The organism is Thalassoglobus sp. JC818 (assembly GCF_040717535.1).
Taxonomy (GTDB): domain Bacteria; phylum Planctomycetota; class Planctomycetia; order Planctomycetales; family Planctomycetaceae; genus Thalassoglobus.
Genome location: NZ_JBFEFI010000002.1, coordinates 381,707 through 399,099, shown reverse-complemented (window position 1 = coordinate 399,099; position 17,393 = coordinate 381,707). Strand labels below are relative to the sequence as shown.

At 52.9% G+C, this 17,393-nt stretch carries 15 protein-coding genes; 10 read left to right on the top strand and 5 right to left on the bottom strand.

The window, feature by feature from the left end:
- Nucleotides 1–329: 329 nt before the first annotated feature.
- Nucleotides 330–2,621, top strand: coding sequence for a TolC family protein (locus AB1L42_RS06000; protein WP_367052413.1), 2,292 nt, complete (start codon nt 330–332; stop codon nt 2,619–2,621).
- 251 nt (nt 2,622–2,872) lie between these two features.
- On the opposite strand, the gene AB1L42_RS05995 is transcribed toward AB1L42_RS06000, so the two are convergent.
- Nucleotides 2,873–3,871 (bottom strand): hypothetical protein, encoded by a 999-nt coding sequence (locus tag AB1L42_RS05995; protein WP_367052411.1) that lies wholly within the window; start codon nt 3,869–3,871, stop codon nt 2,873–2,875.
- Between the two features lie 226 nt (nt 3,872–4,097).
- Between AB1L42_RS05995 and AB1L42_RS05990 the strand changes: the two genes are divergently transcribed.
- From AB1L42_RS05990 to AB1L42_RS05970, 5 genes are all read left to right on the top strand, one after another.
- Entirely contained in the window at nt 4,098–5,315 is a 1,218-nt protein-coding gene (locus AB1L42_RS05990) for a hypothetical protein (protein ID WP_367052409.1), read from the top strand.
- A gap of 148 nt (nt 5,316–5,463) precedes the next feature.
- Nucleotides 5,464–6,141: a hypothetical protein gene (locus AB1L42_RS05985; protein WP_367052407.1), complete on the top strand. Its 678-nt coding sequence runs from the start codon at nt 5,464–5,466 to the stop codon at nt 6,139–6,141.
- Between the two features lie 111 nt (nt 6,142–6,252).
- Complete coding sequence (locus AB1L42_RS05980; RefSeq protein WP_367052405.1) at nt 6,253–7,779, top strand: DUF11 domain-containing protein; 1,527 nt, start codon at nt 6,253–6,255, stop codon at nt 7,777–7,779.
- A gap of 314 nt (nt 7,780–8,093) precedes the next feature.
- Complete coding sequence (gene argC, locus AB1L42_RS05975; protein ID WP_367052403.1) at nt 8,094–9,101, top strand: N-acetyl-gamma-glutamyl-phosphate reductase; 1,008 nt, start codon at nt 8,094–8,096, stop codon at nt 9,099–9,101.
- A 154-nt stretch (nt 9,102–9,255) separates the two neighbouring features.
- On the top strand, nt 9,256–10,272 hold the full coding sequence (locus tag AB1L42_RS05970) for a MoxR family ATPase (protein WP_367052401.1): 1,017 nt from the start codon (nt 9,256–9,258) through the stop codon (nt 10,270–10,272).
- Between the two features lie 83 nt (nt 10,273–10,355).
- Here the strand turns inward: AB1L42_RS05970 and AB1L42_RS05965 are convergent, their stop codons facing one another.
- Nucleotides 10,356–11,258 (bottom strand): hypothetical protein, encoded by a 903-nt coding sequence (locus tag AB1L42_RS05965; protein ID WP_367052399.1) that lies wholly within the window; start codon nt 11,256–11,258, stop codon nt 10,356–10,358.
- A gap of 392 nt (nt 11,259–11,650) precedes the next feature.
- On the opposite strand from AB1L42_RS05965, the gene AB1L42_RS05960 reads away from it, so the two are divergent.
- From AB1L42_RS05960 to AB1L42_RS05945, 4 genes are all read left to right on the top strand, one after another.
- The gene (locus tag AB1L42_RS05960) at nt 11,651–12,274 is read left to right on the top strand and encodes a hypothetical protein (protein ID WP_367052397.1); all 624 of its coding nucleotides are present in this window, start codon (nt 11,651–11,653) and stop codon (nt 12,272–12,274) included.
- Between the two features lie 225 nt (nt 12,275–12,499).
- On the top strand, nt 12,500–12,940 hold the full coding sequence (locus AB1L42_RS05955) for a hypothetical protein (RefSeq protein ID WP_367052395.1): 441 nt from the start codon (nt 12,500–12,502) through the stop codon (nt 12,938–12,940).
- Between the two features lie 238 nt (nt 12,941–13,178).
- Nucleotides 13,179–14,456 (top strand): zinc-ribbon domain-containing protein, encoded by a 1,278-nt coding sequence (locus AB1L42_RS05950; RefSeq protein ID WP_367052393.1) that lies wholly within the window; start codon nt 13,179–13,181, stop codon nt 14,454–14,456.
- Between the two features lie 328 nt (nt 14,457–14,784).
- Nucleotides 14,785–15,069 carry a hypothetical protein gene (locus AB1L42_RS05945; RefSeq protein ID WP_367052391.1) on the top strand — a complete coding sequence of 95 codons (285 nt, stop codon included), beginning with the start codon at nt 14,785–14,787 and terminating at the stop codon, nt 15,067–15,069.
- 194 nt (nt 15,070–15,263) lie between these two features.
- Here AB1L42_RS05945 and rsmD read toward each other — a convergent pair whose 3' ends face one another.
- The 3 genes from rsmD to AB1L42_RS05930 all read right to left on the bottom strand — a co-directional run bounded on the left by rsmD (nt 15,264) and on the right by AB1L42_RS05930 (nt 17,264).
- Nucleotides 15,264–15,887, bottom strand: a complete 624-nt coding sequence (rsmD, locus tag AB1L42_RS05940; RefSeq protein ID WP_367052389.1) for a 16S rRNA (guanine(966)-N(2))-methyltransferase RsmD — start codon at nt 15,885–15,887, stop codon at nt 15,264–15,266.
- A 5-nt stretch (nt 15,888–15,892) separates the two neighbouring features.
- Nucleotides 15,893–16,510, bottom strand: coding sequence for an FHA domain-containing protein (locus tag AB1L42_RS05935; protein WP_367052387.1), 618 nt, complete (start codon nt 16,508–16,510; stop codon nt 15,893–15,895).
- Between the two features lie 208 nt (nt 16,511–16,718).
- Nucleotides 16,719–17,264, bottom strand: coding sequence for a response regulator (locus tag AB1L42_RS05930; protein WP_367052384.1), 546 nt, complete (start codon nt 17,262–17,264; stop codon nt 16,719–16,721).
- Between the last annotated feature and the right edge of the window lie 129 nt (nt 17,265–17,393).

Below are 17,393 nucleotides of genomic sequence, written 5' to 3'. Positions count from 1 at the left end.
GCATGAAATGGGCTGGCAGGTCTTCATCAATTCTTCCTCCATCGCTGCATTTCAAACGCCTCAAATCGAAGATCGCATCACTGCTCCTTCAGAATGGGCAAATTGGGTCAAGAATCCGGCTGTTAACAAATTGAGGGATTGTGACTCTTGTAGGAATCAGTCAACTCGATCCGGTGAGATCGCCGATAGTCGAAAAGCAGGTTTCCTCACCGGGACCTTCCTCTTCGCGATTTTGAGTCTCGACGATGGCGAGTTCATTGACCTCGCTCGATCAAAATTCTCGGGAGCCAATCCGGTGAACCGACTTGAGGGAGTAATGTGCGATGCTGATGATGCATCAAAAATCCAGCCGAAAATGGGGACTCGCCACCGCAGTTCTGGCCAGCCTCGCCATTGGTTGCGTTCAATCTCGAACCGACGTTTCGTATCTCGGTGATCCCAACGTCAGTTACTACCGCGATCACGCCACCGAAATTGACTATCCCGCTGTGGATTCGCCCATTTCTCCGGAAGTTGTCGACACACAGGTCCCAGTCACGGTGCGTTCGAAAGAGCACCTTGATATTCGTGAAATTTCGCTCGGAGAAGCGGTTCAAACTGCTTTGATGAACAGCGAAATCATTCGCCCGGCAGGAACATTTCTATCGACAGCGAACGGGATTTATACCAATCCCGATCGAATTCCTTCGGTTTACGATCCTGCCATTCAGGAGAGTGGAGTTCTCTTCGGTGGACGTGGTGTCGAAGCTGCTCTTTCCGCTTTTGATGCGCAGTTCCAAACCTCGATGATCTGGGGTCGAAACGAACAAGCCACAAACAATGCCTTCTCCGGAGGTGGAATTGCCGGTGGGGGGATTCAGGTTGCTGAAACCGGAACCTTCGCATCATCGCTCTCGAAAACCTTCGGTAACGGGGGCAGTTTGAGCGTGAACCACAACGTTAACTACCTCGGAACCAACGCGCCGTCAGTCTTTCAGTCGGTCTACTCCGGGAACGTGCAGTTGCAGTATCAGTTGCCGTTGTTAGCTGGTGCAGGAACTGAGTTTACACGCATCGCTGGTCCCATTGGCCAGTCATTCGGCGGAATTTCCGGGGTTTCCCAGGGGGTCTTGATTGCCCGAATCAACAACGACGTCACGATCGCCGACTTCCAGTTGGCGGTGAGAAACCTCGTCAAAGATGTTGAAGACGCCTACTGGGACTTGTACCTCGCGTACCAGCAGTTCCATGTCGCAACTCAGACACGTGAATCGACTTACAAGCTGCGTCAGTTGTTCGCCACGCAGTACGAGATCGGACAAGAAGGTGTCTATCTGTCAGACGTCTATCAAGCTTCGGATCAGTTCTACGGAACCGAAGTTTCTGCAACGAATGCACAAGCGGCGATTTACTCACAAGAAATTCGACTTCGTCGTTTGCTCGGATTGCCGGTCAGCGATGGAACCGTCCTGCGTCCAAGCGATGCCCCTGTGACTGCTGAAATCATTCCAGACTGGTATCAGGCATTGACCGAAGCACTGACGCACCGAACAGAATTGCGTCGTCAGAAGTGGAACATCAAGAGCCTGCAATTGCAGCTCACCGCTGCGGAAAGCCTCGTTCGACCACGTCTCGATTTCGTAAGCGGTTATCAGATTAACGGGTTCGGAGATGAACTCCTCGGCTACAACCAGCCGGAGTTTGGAAACTTTTACGATACCATCGGAAATGGGAATCTCACGGGATGGAATCTCGGCTTCCAGATGCGATGGGATATCGGTTTGAGGTCTCAGCGTGCCCAGGTCCAGAACTATGAACTGCGACTCGCCAAAGCTGAAAAAGTCCTGATGGAACAAGAGGAAGAAATCAGCCTCGAGCTGGGAATTTCTTTCCAGGAATTGAGCCGGACCTACCAGGCTGCCAGTGCCAACTACAACCGAGTTGATGCCGTGCAGCGGGAAATTCTGAACCGTCGCGAGCGACTGAATTTGATCGAAGATCCCGACGTTGTCCTGCGATCTGTCATTCGTGGGGCCGAAGCGGAGATTGCCTACCATCAGAGCGTGGTGGACTACAACAAAGCCATCACCGACTTCGAGTTGCGAAAAGGTACGCTTCTCATCAACAGCGGAGTCATGTTGGCTGAAGGGGGATGGCAACCAGAGGCGTACGAAGATGCCCGGTATCACAGCAATGCCCGGCTGCACGCCAAGCCCGCGAAACTGCCGGTCGAAGCACCACCATCGTTCTCTGTCGATGCACCATTCGGGGGAGTTTATCTCTCGCGACCCGCATCTGAATCGGGTCATCAGCTAATGCCGACGGAATCGGATCTCGAATCACTTCCACCGATCGACGACGACGCGTTTCCAATGGACAATGGAGCAGCAGGATCACCTCCTGAACTCGCCCCACCAGCACCTGCAGGAGACGCTCCCGTCCCATCTGCTCCTCCAGCCGCTGCACCGCAACCGCCGGCTGCACAACAGCAACCAGCAGTGCCCATGGATCGCCCACAAGAGGCTCCAGAACCATTAAAAAAGCCTGACTACGACCCGCCTGCCAAGCCAGACGGACAGGGAAGCACGACGTCGACAACAGAGGTCTTTGGTGAGTCCTTTGTGTGGAAGACAAACGAATAGAGATTGCTCACGGGAACTCAACATTCGCCGTCTCGTTCACTGACGGTTCGTCACCGCACGGATCTCTCAGCGATGTGAGCAGCGACTGCTGTCCCCCTTGAGTAAACACGTTCATCAAACGACAGAACGGCCCACTTTTGGTGGGCCGTTCTTGTTTCGTTTTGAAGCCGCTTGATCAGGAAATCGGCTGGGCGAAGAGCACTCAATGCTCACCATACATCGCCGTTTCAAGGTCCTGAGAAAGCGACGAATTACGGTGCTTCGTTGTTCTCGGAAGCTGCTTCTTCTGAGCCTCCAGCAGCGAGTTTGATGGTCTCGATGAAGACCGCCGTTTCATCTCGCTCTTCCATACCGGGAGGAGCTAGGTAGCTGAACGCTCTGGTCGGAATCGGCTTGTCGAGCTGAATGTTGCTGAAATCGAGAGTCAAAATCGGCCGAAATGCCTTTCGGTCTTGGGCGAGTTGCTTCAGATACTGAATTCGAACAGGAAAGCTGTCTTCGGTTCGAAAGGTGACGAGGACCCGATCGGGCAGGAACTGAACCACCTGGGTCATCATTGCCCCCAAATTGGCTTGCAGGGTGTCCTGTTCTGCGGTGTTCCAATGGCCCTGAATGATGGCCACCGGGGTCCCTTTTTCATCTTCGTAACGAATTTCATCGAAGATGAAAGTCCTCTCCAGCGACGCCAGCATCGCAGGGAGTCCCCCAATGCCAATTTCCGCCGCACGCATCGCTGCGGTTGCCTGTGGCTCGCTCAGATCGAGATATTGCTGCGTCTCTTTGAGAATCTTCTGGATGTCGCGCCGACTGAGTTCAATCTGGGGCGTCTCTCCCCCGGCAGCTGGCTGCTTCTTGCTGATTTCCCGTCGTGTATGCAGGATTTGGCCATCGCAAACTTCGAGGAATTGCCCCTGCATATCCCCCAGTTCCACAAAATACTCAACTCGAGTTCGGAACCCCGTTCCGGCCAGATACTTCCCGGACGAGACGAACCGGTAATTCCCTAAAGTCGCACGCTGAGACAGGTCTGCCTGAATCGATTCGCGTTTGAACAGCTCAGATCGAGCCTGACGCAAGAGCCCGAGAGCCTCATCATTCTGGACTGTAACAGATTCCTCTTCAACGGGTTGCGCCGTTTCCTGCGACTCGTCTGCAGGGGGAGTTTCTGCCTGTGGCCAGGCCAGGGCGATGGAAATCGGACCCGTCAACGCAACGAGGACGAGGAGTGTCAAACTGAATCGATTTTGCATGTTGGCACGAAAATGACGAATTTTCCAAAGGTTCAGGTCTCAACGATCCGAAGAAAGAAGTGAGTATGAGCCTGTTCTGTCGCAACGTGATCGCGACACACGGCCGGACAATACACGCAGTCGACACACGGTGTCACTGTCACAAACCAGTTTAACTGTCATTGACACTGTTGGTCGACCGCAATCTGGAGCGATTCAACGAGACCAGAACGGAAGAGGTCAAACGATGCGACTCTATTTTCTGGCTTTGGGAACACTGCTAATCGTGTGCGTAGGATGTGCACATGATGGACAACAGCTTCTCGAAACTAACAAAAATCGGTACTACGCACCTCCTGCAGCGGCGCTGCAGCATCCTGGTCCTATGGTCGGAGGCCCCGGCCCTGGTGTGATGCAGGTTGGACACCAAGTTCCTGGCCCAGCGATGGGTGCAATGGGAGCAGCTCCGGGTGGAGCACCTTTCGTTTGTCCTCCAGGGGCAGGCGGAGCAATCCTGACAACCTCACAAGTGCGATTCCTCGGTCCAGAGGGAATGCACGTTGGCTGGCAGATCGGTGGCGGATTCGCCGAAAACCAGCTGATGGCTCCAGGACGCTACAACTTCCGACAGGCTGCAACCTATCGTCTGAAGTTCAGCAACATCCCTGGTCGTGAAGGTCTGGTTGTCTATCCTTCGCTTCACATCTACCCAACTCATCCCACAACAGCAGCCTACCTCGAGCACAACGCTCTGCCGCTGCGAGTCAACGATGAGGACCTCGATCAGGTCGAAACCAACAACTTCGTGACTAAGGTCATCTACCTCCCAGATGCGAAGTATCAGGAACTTGCCATCGCTGGTGTTGAGGAACTCGTTTCCACACGACTGGCACCAGGACTTGATCCTGTGACGGAAGCTGATCGTCGCGGAACAATCATGGCTGTCCTCCGAATGGGTAACATGGACCTCGAAATGCCTGGTCAGTCAGGACAGCTCGGCGAAGTTCGTGGAGCCAACGGAGAAATCGTTCAGACTCAGTATGCTGACGGCGAAAAAGGCCAGCACATCGCTCCTGTTCCTGTCGGAAGCCACGAAGGTATCGGACGCGGTGGAGTTCCTTCAGACATGATGGTTGGAACCTCAGGTGGTCCTGGACAACCTGCTTACGATCCAATCTCTGGTGTCAACGGAGTTCCTCAGTACGGAATGCCATACGTTGGTACTCCAATCGGACTTCCTGGTCCTCCACACATCCCACTCGGTCGTCCAGCTGGTCTGCAGTCCATCACACTGCGTAACACCACCGACTACCAAGTTTCGGGTCCTGTTGAAGACATGTTGATCGACGTTCGACATGAGCCAGGAATTCGTATGCCAGAACCTGTGAAGTACATTCAGTACACAGAAAAGCATCCTGGATACGAAGCAAGCGATCTTTCGGTCCCAGCCTGGGCTCAGCAGTAATCTTGACGATACGACCGGGAGTTTCGACTCCCGGTCCTTTTGTTTCTCAACCGCATACTGAATTTGGTGTGCGGTCACTGTCTATCTGAGTTCGGTCGAGCGAGTTCTGATTGCCGACCGCAATGTTGCAAGTCGAAAGCGAATGATCATGCTTCCGAAACAAACACTCTCAGCCATGATTGCCATCATCGGCGTGCTGTTTTGCTCGTGGGCAGGTGCTGAAGACCGGCATTTTCTCTTGAACACTCAGACGATGCCGACTGGTGAGGCTGCTCGCTGGAGCCTGATGACCAACCCTCAGAAGTACGGCTACTTTCAACCGGTTGAGATCTCGCTTCCATCTGCCGGTCACGTCAGCTTCTATCAGGGTTCTCCACAGAGTCCTGTCTTAACTCAAGCTCCTTCGCAAGCTGGGATGATGGTCGGACACACCTACCGTGTTCGAATCAGCGGCATGCCCGAGTACCCAGGCGTTGAGTTGTTCCCAACCATCGAATTGCTGGATCGACTGCACCCGCCCGAAGGCGAAGCGGAGAACTTCCCGATTCCGGTCGAACTGACTCGCGAAGAAATCGAGATCGTCCTGCAAGAGAGAATGGTCACGAAAGTGGTATATCTCGAACAGCCCGAGTTTGCCGTCCCATTCGATCAAGGGGCGCAGATTCACGTTGAAGATCTTCCAGTCAAAACGAATCTCCTTCAGGCAGCCGATGAACGCGGTCGCCCAATGGCCATCGTTCGCATCGGGGGACGAATTCCGGATCCAATGTCACGGAACGACGAGTTTTACAGTCGCTCACCCATCAAAATTTCTCCCGCCCGATAGAGCACGTTTCGAACTGGCCCCAGAAATCAAGACAGCCTGACGAAAAATTCGCTCGCCCACCTATCCGGTTGAGTCACTTCACTTTCAACTGAAAAGCAGGAATCGCCGACGATGACTATTTTCCGTCGACTCCATCAGCAATCCCATCACGATCTGTTTCGTGCTGCAGCTCCTGTCCTTCTGGGCGGAGCGTTGTTGTTCGCATCTTCCTGCGGGTCTGCTCGCCCTTTTGGTCGATCGGCTTTTAATCAGCAACCAGCATCACAAATGCAAGCTGGCCAAGGCGTTCAACACGCTTACACCGATAGCGTGGACCCGTCCGGAAAAATGATTACGCAACTCGATCATCAGGCTCGCGAGTCGGCAGCACCGACCGTTCAGGAACAACTTGCGAGAGGCGAAGATCCATTCCTGTCGAGCCCGACTGCTTCAACGAATCATGTCGACCCGGCCTTTCAACCTGCCAGTGCAGCGATGCCAGCCGGAACTGCTTCTGCGATGAACGCTGGTCCTTACGGATCAGACAAAATCCTGCAGACATCAGCGGAAGTGATTGAGCGCGCACAACGAGCTCAACTTCAGGCAGCTGCTCGATATGCTCCAGAGCCACGCGTGCCCATTCATTCTCCTCCGATCCAACAGGTTTCCGGAGTCGAGTGTCCCACCGGAACGTGTCCCCCAACAAGTGTTGCTGGCGGACTCTGTGCTTGTGGCCCGATCGGACCGGAAATCATCGGTGACGAATACGTCTGCGATGGTGGAGACCGAGACACCAAAGTTTATCACTATCGATCCGATCGCTACGGGCTGAACACTGAAGACACCGTCGGGGAATGGGTCGACGAAATGGGCGAACTGCAAGTTAAGCCCTCAACCCGAACCTGCGTCTATGCACCACGTTTCGGATCGGTCCGCTCAGCCACGCTTCCACAAGTTGGAATCGACGTCGACGGTGTTGCCGGTCACCACGATCGAGTCAGCCTCGCTGGCATGGACACCAAGCAGATTCTCGACGAGAAATCTCATACGGACGAAGCCTTGGCCATGCTGGTGCGATCACGTGCAAGCGGACTGGAACACAAAGCGGCCGACGATTCGCTGCATCAGAACATCGCTCCACAGCATCACGTCAAACTTCTCAATGTCTATCAGGACATCGTCTTCTTGAAGGAAGGCTTGTTCGACAAGATCGACCGTGCAGCCTTGGGTGAAAGCATCGCAGCTGCTCAAGACTGGACCGGCGATCAGGGAGTCGTCATTTACGCTCACGATCAAGCCGGTCAGGAAGTTCAATCTCGCGTCTTTGCTCAGGACTACACAGGAGTCGAAGACAAGAGCCAGCCAGGCGATCTGGCGATCGTGAAAGCGGTCGACAAAACCACTGCCAAACCGGGTGAGGAATTGACCTTCACCATTCGATTCGACAACACAGGCGACCGACCTTTGAGCCTGGTTCGAATCGTCGACAACCTTTCACCTCGTCTTGAGTTCATTGAGGACTCGGTCGACTCGAACCTCGATGGAAGCGTCGATACTGAAGACAACGGTCAGGGCAGCCAAATCCTGACATTCAAATTCGACAATCCTCTTGAAGGTCACACCGGAGGCTGGGTCTCCTTCAAATGTCGAGTTCGATAGAACAAGTTACTCTTCCCAGTGCGAACCAAATTTGAAAACGTCCTCGTTCGCCACTGATTGATTTGACCACGGTTCTGCGAAGTTGAATCGCTTTCAACTTTGCAGAACCGTTTCCGTTTCGTTGGTCAACTCTCTGGCATGTTCATCACCGCTGGATGAACGATTCTCCTGCGATCACCGATGCTCTCCACGCTGATTCCCGAGGAATCGACGCGCATGCTTGTCGCCAACATCATGAAGCGTCAGAATGAAGAGAACCCGATCAGACTGAGCCGGGTCATAGAGAGAAACGAGATATTCTAGGGGAAGACTTGGTGGTTCGCGTTGGCGTCATTGGAGGGACAGGTTACACAGCACTCGAAGTAATGAGATTGCTTCAACGGCATCCGCATGTAGAAGTGACCGTTGTCACGAGCCGCTCTGAGACAGGTCCAGTCAGTTCCTCGCATCCATCGCTGACAGGTCAGGTCAACGTTGACTTTACCAATCCTGATCCGGAAGAGATCGCCGAAAAAACAGACATCTGCTTCTGCTGTCTTCCCCACAAAGCGAGCATGGATTGCATCCCTTCCCTGCTGGCTGCTGATGTGCGTGTGGTCGATCTTTCGGCCGACTATCGCCTGAGTGATCCGAGTGTGTACGAGAAGTGGTATGGACACGTTCACACCGATCCGACTCGCCTTGGAACCACTGTTTACGGTTTGCCAGAACTCTACAGAGATCAGATCCGCGGCCAGAAACTTGTCGCCAATCCCGGTTGCTATACAAGCACCTCCATTCTGGCACTCGCTCCGTTCTTGAAGGCTGATCTGATTGACCCGCGATCGATCATCATCGATGCCAAGAGCGGAGTTTCCGGTGCGGGTCGCTCTCCCAAAGTCGCGACGTTATACGCGGAATGCAATGAAAGCTTCTCCGCCTATTCCGTGGGAAATCATCGACACACTCCAGAGATCGAACAGGTCTTGTCGAATACGTCCGGGAAGTCGGTCGAAGTCCTCTTCACTCCGCATCTCGTCCCGATGGACCGCGGAATCTTCGCCACGATCTATGCGACTCCAGCACGAGACACGACTGAGAGTGAACTCAAAGAAGTTCTCCGTGAATTTTATTCCAATGAGAGGTTTGTGCGCGTGGTCGATCACCTGCCGCGAACGAAAGAAGTGGCTTACACGAATTTTTGCGATGTCACCGTGCGTTTGGTCCGTGGTCGAGTGATGATCCTAGCAGTGCTCGATAACATGATCAAAGGTGCTGCTGGCGTTGCGGTGCAGAATTTCAACTTGATTTCCGGCTTCGAAGAAGAGACTGCGTTGTTATAACCAGCGATTCATGAGTGCATGGGAAACTTGATGCCCTTCGGTGGTTGTCTCAACAGAGTTCTCGAATCGATGAAAGACTCCGTAACAAACTGACCCGCGAGATTTCCGGATCAGTTCCAAGTTCACTTCAAGAAGGCTTAAGGGGTGAGAGAGTATGAATGATTCATCTGAGAGCGCCTTCGAGCAAGAACGGGAAGCTGTTGAAAAGCTGCGGGCAAGCCGTCAGCAGATTCGCGATGAACTGGCGAAGGTGATCGTGGGCCAGGATGAAGTCATCGAACAAGTTTTGTTGACGCTCTTCGCTGGCGGGCACTGCTTGATCACAGGGGCTCCGGGCCTCGCCAAAACGCTGCTCGTCAAATCGATCGCTCAAATCTTCCATCTCGATTTTCGCCGCATCCAGTTCACCCCCGACCTCATGCCGGCCGACATCACCGGCACGGATATCCTGGAAGAGACTTCACACGGACGTCGAGAAATGACCTTCGTGAAAGGGCCTGTTTTCGCAAACGTGATCCTCGCGGACGAAATCAATCGAACACCTCCCAAAACACAAGCTGCGTTGCTTGAGGCGATGCAGGAGCATCAGGTGACGGCAGCGGGCCAAGTCTATCCGCTGGAGCAACCCTTCTTTGTGCTCGCGACGCAAAACCCGATCGAGATGGAAGGGACTTATCCCCTGCCGGAAGCTCAGCTCGATCGGTTCATGCTCAACGTCGTGATCAATTACCTTCCCGCGGAAGATGAAGTCACGGTCGTCGAACGAACAACGGCGGGCCGACCAGCGAAGATTGAACCACTCTTCACAGGCGAAGATGTGCTGGCGTTTCACAACGTCGTTCGCACAGTTCCAGTCGCGCGAGAACTGATTGATTACGCTGTACGAATTACGGCAGCATCCCGTCCCGGTCAGCCGGGGACACCGGAGTTCTCAAACAAATACGTGAGTTGGGGCGCTGGAACCCGGGCATCCCAGTATTTGATTCTCGCTGCCAAAGCACGCGCTCTCCTCAACGGAAAAGCACACGTCGGGGTGGAAGACATCAAAGCGATTGCGAAACCAGTACTTCGGCACCGCATTCTCTTGAACTACAAAGCAGAGGCCGAAAACCATTCGGTCGAGAACGTCATCGAAAAAATCCTCGACTCGATTTCGCCACCTGTCTCGTAAAGCAAGTTGAGATGGTCTCCGCAGACCGACTCACGAAGAGACGACGGAGACACTTCAACTGATGCAGGTTTGATCACCCTGCCCTATTGAGCGATGTGGAACTGATAGGCTGTCAGTTTACCTTCGAGCATTTCGGGAATGATGATCACGTTCTGCTCTGCGATCACAGCTAGATCCGCAACTCCCTGCGGATACTCCTTCACGAGAGTGACTGCTCCATCCGCTTTCACGTGAAACAGCTTTCCAATTCGCCAGTCCGTCACGAAATATCCACCGTGACCGTCAGACTCAATCCCGTCGAGATGCCCTGTTGGGTCTGTCGTAATGACGGTGATTTCTTTGGAGTTGCGGTCGATCCTCTTCAATCGACCGAGGATTTCGGTCGAGAAATCCTCCGTATTAAATCCTGATCCCCAGCCTCCGATCATCAGATGATCGCCTTCGACGAGAACGCCGTTGGGGTGTTCCAGTTCTGGGCCTTCCAGAAAGACAGACGCTTTGTTGTCTTTGATTTGATAGATGCGGCTGGCGACCATGTCTGACACGTAAATTGTACCATCATCGCTGGTGCAGAGATCATTGAGAAACTTCGCTTCGGGAATCAGATACTCTTTGACGATTTCCCCAGCTTCAATATCGATAGCCACCACACGATCAATGTCACTCACATACAGCGTGTTCCCGTGGCTTCGAATCCCTTTCGGGGCGTTCAATCCGGTCACCCATTTGTGCGAGACAATCTTTCCATCTGTTGTCAGCTTGGTGATCCAGCCATCGCCATCTTTCGCCATTCCACCTCCGCCACCAATTTGCGACAGAAAGAGGAACCCTGAATCCCGGTGGAGGTAGATGCTTTCTGGGTGATCGAGTTGATCGCCATCGATGCTCCAGGTCTCTTTCAGCTGGATTTCTCCTGACATGCCCATGGCTGGTGCCAGCAGTATTCCGAGAACGATTCCACAAAGGGGGTGGAGATTTCGCAGCATTATCAAACCTGGTCTTTTAGGAAAGCATGTAATCAAGGCGGGAACGCGAGGATGTTTCACCAGTAAACGCAATTCTCTTCACGAATGCAATTCAGTCGCGTGAAAATCGCGTGCGACGCTTCCACAGCGAGTCTTCCGCAATGCAGACCGGGTAGTTGGCGAATTTTGACCTTAACTGGGCGAGTTGGGACGCTTTGCGTGATCGCCAGACCTGTCAGATCAACTCCTTGAAAAAACATTGATTGCACGACCATCCCATGCAACAATCTTGATGCATCCTCTGCACCCTCAACATGCTGTTGGCATCTCAGCGACTCGAATGCGCACCCCCGATTTCGCATTCAAGGTCGCCTGACTCGCTGCCAGCATAATCTTCATCGAGGCCTTCGATCGTGAAACGCTATCCCCTTCAGATTGTCATTCCACTGGGACTGTTGGCCATCGCTGCTTTTCTTTGGAGCGGTATAGACACTCGAGCAGCTGTTGAGGGCCCTGAGCTGACGCCGTTCGAGTTTGAACGCGAAGGAGCAGACAGCCCTGAGCGGGCAGCGAAGAGCCACTTTTACGGATGTGCCAACGAATCTCCCAAACACTTCGTTCAGCACCTGCTACTGGGAGTTTGCGACGGTCCGATCGACACACTTCAGAAATTCGCTGAGTGTCTCCACGAGACGCAATTTCATCACGAAGATCAATCGTATTCCGTCTACGACCTGCCCAAAAGAATGAACGGAAAACATCCGGTGAGAGTCATCGCGAGCGAAGCGTTCGATCCCGAAGACAAACGAGTACTCGGCCTGAAGTCACAAATGATGAGCACCTACTACGCAGAGAAATTCATGTGCTTCGACGTCGCAGGCACCTCTTATGACGGAGTGGAATACCAGTCGCGCGTGGTTGTCGCCTTCGTCAATGGTCGCTGGTATTCGATGCCAAGATGCCGCAGCTCAAAGAGCTTCTACGAAATCGCAGACTCCATGGAACTGACTCCGCTAGACGCTGACCCGGCGATCTGAATCGACCTTATTCTTCGATGTACTCAAACACGAATTTCGCAATCCTTCTTCGGGCCTGGTGAAACTGTGGTGATTTCTGAGCCTCCACAACGGCCGCCATATTGGCTCTGGCAAACGAAACGAATCTTTCCACATCTGCTCTTCGCTGGATGTATTAGCCTTGCATGCATCTGGGTTGGGTTGCTCTTGGGCGCTCTTGCGATTTTCTTGAACGGTTGTTGGCCGATGGCATTTCCGAGTGCGGTGTTCTTTGCAGGCAGCTATGCAACTGCCTGTGCTGCTCTTCAGCCAAAACATCGAGAAGCCCGTTTCGCTCCATACTACTATCAACGAAATAAACCGACGTTCGCCATCTTTGTCTTGATGATTAGCATTATCACCTGTCAGCTGACTCTGGCGATGAACGTTTTCGCAACGTTCTTCAAAAACGGCCCCGGATCATTTAAGTACAACGTGACGCTCGGGATAGCGATTCTGTCAACAGCCTTCATGCAGTTCTACGGGAAGCACGTCATCCGAAATCATTTTGGCCCAACAGGTGGGCGAAGGTTGGAACTCAGCGGTTGGCAAGTTTTTTTACGTTGTCATTTTTGTTCTCTGCTTTTCGAGTTACTTGACGTGGCTCACCGTCTGACGACAGAAATCTCGAATGTCCCTCCGGGCTGAGGGATGTTTGCAACTCCCGTTCACTTAGACCAAAGAACGATTCTGTCGTCCCACCTCGAGACGTTCATCAACTCAAGGATTTGATGAACGAGTTACTCGATCAATCCATACGACGAATTCAATTCGTGAGAGTCTTCCCCCCCTTGAGTTTGACGATCGTCCTACCCCCAGAGTAACCTCAAAGTTGATTGATGCGAAGCGATGAAGTTGGGCCCACGTTTGGGGAGATAGGATGAACTTGAGTGACGAAGAAAAGGTCGCGTACCTCGCCAATTTAGTCGCAGTCTCGCGCGTGGATGGCAGTGTTTCTCCGAATGAAACTCATGCAATAGAACTTGCGCAGAAACACATCGGAGCAAAGAAAACGGCTTTGCGCAAAGCCGATACTTTGGCACAAAGCGAGGGGTTTGCACCAACACTCGTTGGTTCGTTTTCCGTACGTATTGCGAACTTAGAGGACATGATTTCCGTGTCTCTAGCAGACGGAGTGTTTGAGCAAACCGAGAAGTCTGTTGTACTGGAGTTCGCGAAGAAGATTGGCATTACGAACGAACAACTTCAGCTCATTTTGGCTGAAGTTCGATCCTCTTTAAAATCCGAGAGTGCCTCACGCGCCTGCCCGAATTGCTCCGCTTCCGTTTCGCGGGACGCCAAATTCTGCCCAGAGTGTGGGAGTTCCCTTGAATTGACGGACAGTGCGGCAGCTGTCGCGGTTGAATACAGCATTCCGAGGACTGGCATTGCTGTTGAATTCTCCGAATCCACCGCTGCAGGATTTGCGGACGCCGTCAAGAAAGCCAAACTTGCTCCTGAGAATGCAGAATGTGTCAAAGGAAAGAAGACTTGGTACATGGCAGCATGGCCCAAAGAACAGATCTCCGAAGCTGCCAAACTAGCCAAAGACCTGAAAGGTATGAGGAATCGCAAGGTTTGGGTTGACTCTCTGGAATCACGTTGGGACGACGTCTTCGGGTTCATATGGTGCAGTGAGAATCGCGATACCGCTTACCGCCCCTTCGAGTACTGCTTTGGTGTCGACGAGAAACGGTTAAACACTTGGGGTTGCAAGAATGCTCGCATGGACTGGACGAAATGGAGCGAATGGTTTTCGTACGGCAGCTTCAAGAAAGGAGGCCTCCTCAAGACCGAGCATGAATTCGTTTTCGACAAAAAGCGGATTCGCCACGAACTTGAAACCAATCTCTTCAGGTACCGGTTCTGCCCACACTTGAACTTCAAGTTGATTGAAGCAGTGCTGGAAATTCTCCCGGACCAAGTAAAAGTAAACCCCAATGGCGATTGGACGTTCAAGCGAGAATACGAAGAATTGCCCGGATCGATAAAAATCAAGGAAAAGGTCGTCGAAAATGGCTTTTCGTACACTGATGAATACTACTCTTCGGGTGTTGAACCCAGAACTCCCGACATCGGCTTGGCGATTCTGAAGAAAGCCTTTGCAGTTGTCGGTGGAGACCCTTCAGGCCTGAAAGGTCTATTGACATACCGCAGCGATTGAAGAGCCGGCCAATTTGGTTGACCAGTTGCGCTGTCTCTCGGCATCGTACGGAATGGAGGAACAAGTGAAAGCAGCAGGTTCGGGGTGCGGATTTCGACAGTTTCTCTCAATCTGTCGGCAAAAAATGCCGATAAGAAAAATAGCGAAATACTAGATTGTGGGTCGGATTCCAGATGCCAGCCACACATCTTGGGGATCGCTCAAAAGGGGTTCGAAAACAGCCCCAAGCAACCGTTGTTTCAACGGCTGACTCCGGGTAGACTCCGACCGCCGTTGCGATGGATGCGACGCTTTAATTCGAGATGTCTTTCAGGAAAGGGACTCAAGGATGAGTCAGTTTGCCATCTTCTCTGGTCCAGCTCTGTGTGATCAGCCTGAGATTTACTCGTTCTCCGAATTCGCTGGCCGACTCAAGTCGTCGACGCAACAGCGAGCTGAAGATCGTGCTCGCCTCGAATTCCGAAATCGAACATGCCCGCATTGCGATCGGACGACCGTCGATCCGATCGAGCTTCGTGATGGTCAATTCGGCCGAAATGGAGCGATGATTCCCGGAACCGGAACGCTTGTCGGCTTTGGATGCCACGCTTGCGGACACGAGTGGCCGGTATAATTCAAACTGTCTGTCAGTCGCACCCAATCAGCCTGCGCACGCACTCTTGAAAGTCATTCAGAGTGTGAGCTGAGGGTCCGTTCTTTTCGAAGACTGTCTGCCTGTCGCACAAGTGACTTCACAATTTGCAGTCTACGTGCCGACCGCTTCAAAGTCCGAGAGGCTTAGCTTCGCAAACGCACGGAAAAGATGCGTCACGAAGGGTTCTCAGATTCCGTCTCGGGCTCGGATGCTGTTTCGGATTTCGTACAGATGTGAATCGTCATACCTGATCGTGTCAGTGACCAGTCGATTTCCCATTCTGAGGGCATCTCGAAGTCAGCACGTCGCGGAACACGAAAGACGAGCGTCGCGTCAGGCGTCGTCACATTTTCGCGTGCAAGACGCCGCATTGAATTGAACAGCGGCGACCCTGCCTTGATGTAAGGAACCATCGCATAGGGAGGGTCAAAGAAGACCGTTTCCCAAGGCGTGAACTCTTCAGCTTGCGTTCCTTTGGGAATAAAAGAGCATCGCAGCACATCTGCCGGCCAGACGAGAACTTCGTCTTCACACTCGAGCAGCTCGATATTCGCCCGCAGCAATTCAATGGCTTTGCGGTCTTTCTCGATAAACGTCACGCGCTCCGCGCCACGTGAAAGAACTTCGAGGCCAATCGTTCCGGTTCCTGCGAAGATATCTGCAACACGCTTCCCTTGAATGCGCTTTTGAATTTGCTCGAGCAGTGATTCTTTGACGCGATCGGTAATCGGACGAGTTGTCAGGCCTGGGTTTGTGAAGAGTTTTCTTCTCCGGAACTTTCCGGCAATGATCCGCATGTGGGTCAGGTCTCTTGAGGAGGTTGGTCGAGCAAGCTCTCGTTGTGCCGACGAATAATATCCTGCGCTTCTTCAGCGACGGTTTTGAACTCTCGCCGCTTGGCCTTCAGTTGCGAGATGGGCGCAGCTTCTTCAGGAGGCGACTCTGGCTCTTTGATTGCCGAGGGAGGGGGAGAATCAAAGACAGCAGTATCCGATTCGGTTGCCCCGTCGAGCTGGTTTTCGGTGAGCCAAGAGGCAATATCGTCATCTGAAAGAGAGTCTGCAAGCTGGGCAGGTGATTGAATCGTAATTTTCACTTCCGGGCTCGGAGTCTCAGCAGTTGGATCTCCGATGAACTGAAACATCATCGGGCCTACGGAGAGCGTTCCTCCGGCGAGCAAAACCATTTCCCCGTCGACCGGTCGCCCGTTGACGAATGTTCCGTTTCGGCTTTTCAGGTCGCGAACAAGTAGGCTGTTTTCCTGAGCGACCAAGATGCAGTGGTGACGGCTCACGTCAGACGAACCAATCCGAATCTTGGAGTCTTCGCCTCGCCCGATGATCGTTTCCCGATCCGTCAGTCGGATTTTTCGACCTTTGTGTTTGCCGGACTGAATTTCGAGCAGAAGGTTCTGAGGCATTCTTTCGACTCTCTCAAAGCTTGCCACTCATTGCATCGCAGTTGAGTGAATGGACGGCTCTCGAAACTGATCTGACGCCTTATCAAAGTCTAATCACTGTAACGCCCTGCTTACGACTCCGATCGGACTGGCTGACATGGTTTAACTTCTGTTGCATCGTGCGAATTCGACGTGCCCGCTTGAAGTACGATCTCAATAGAAACACGCTTCAGTCATGAATCGGTACGACGACGGGTTGACCGCAGCGCGGACAGTTCAAGGTTCGTCCTCGATGTGCTGTTTTCACCTTCAGATGCTTGCCGCATTCCCCGCATTCGAACCGCACTTTGTCAGAGTCTGAATTGGCCGTTCCGAAGTGGCGTCTCCGCCAATGCTCTTCTGCAGCAGCGGCGATATTCTGGATCAATACTTCGGGTTCAAATGGCTTGGTAATGTACGCATCGACGCCGATTCGGGACGCCAGCGATCGGGCATCATCCATGTCGATCGCAGTGAGCATAATCAGCGGGATGTGTGGGTTCTGTTGCCGTAAGCGTTCACAGACTTCAAACCCTGAGACTTCGTTTGGCAAGATCGCGTCGGTGATCACCAGATCAGGGATATGCATGGAAAATGCGGCGTGCGCCTGGCCAGCATCCTTGGCAATTTCGACGGTGTATTTGTGCTTATTCAGAAGTGTCTTCAAAAAGTCAGCTTCATCTCGATCGTCTTCAACGACGAGAATACGATTGACGATCACTTCTGCTGGAGTCATTCCTCGGCTCATGAGACCTTCCGAACCTGAACGTGGACGAGTGCCACATGGCATGCTCCATGATGGAGACTTTCGAACGATTCCGGGGGGAAGATGCTTGAGCAATCCTGCTCAAGCCTGCTTTCATAA

Bases quoted from the DNA above. Each gene is read 5' to 3' on its own strand.
- AB1L42_RS06000 (WP_367052413.1), top strand. From the start codon at position 330: ATGATGCATCAAAAATCCAGCCGAAAATGGGGACTCGCCACCGCAGTT.
- AB1L42_RS05995 (WP_367052411.1), bottom strand. From the start codon at position 3,871: ATGCAAAATCGATTCAGTTTGACACTCCTCGTCCTCGTTGCGTTGACG.
- AB1L42_RS05990 (WP_367052409.1), top strand. From the start codon at position 4,098: ATGCGACTCTATTTTCTGGCTTTGGGAACACTGCTAATCGTGTGCGTA.
- AB1L42_RS05985 (WP_367052407.1), top strand. From the start codon at position 5,464: ATGCTTCCGAAACAAACACTCTCAGCCATGATTGCCATCATCGGCGTG.
- AB1L42_RS05980 (WP_367052405.1), top strand. From the start codon at position 6,253: ATGACTATTTTCCGTCGACTCCATCAGCAATCCCATCACGATCTGTTT.
- AB1L42_RS05970 (WP_367052401.1), top strand. From the start codon at position 9,256: ATGAATGATTCATCTGAGAGCGCCTTCGAGCAAGAACGGGAAGCTGTT.
- AB1L42_RS05965 (WP_367052399.1), bottom strand. From the start codon at position 11,258: ATGCTGCGAAATCTCCACCCCCTTTGTGGAATCGTTCTCGGAATACTG.
- AB1L42_RS05955 (WP_367052395.1), top strand. From the start codon at position 12,500: ATGGCATTTCCGAGTGCGGTGTTCTTTGCAGGCAGCTATGCAACTGCC.
- AB1L42_RS05945 (WP_367052391.1), top strand. From the start codon at position 14,785: ATGAGTCAGTTTGCCATCTTCTCTGGTCCAGCTCTGTGTGATCAGCCT.
- rsmD (WP_367052389.1), bottom strand. From the start codon at position 15,887: ATGCGGATCATTGCCGGAAAGTTCCGGAGAAGAAAACTCTTCACAAAC.
- AB1L42_RS05935 (WP_367052387.1), bottom strand. From the start codon at position 16,510: ATGCCTCAGAACCTTCTGCTCGAAATTCAGTCCGGCAAACACAAAGGT.
- AB1L42_RS05930 (WP_367052384.1), bottom strand. From the start codon at position 17,264: ATGACTCCAGCAGAAGTGATCGTCAATCGTATTCTCGTCGTTGAAGAC.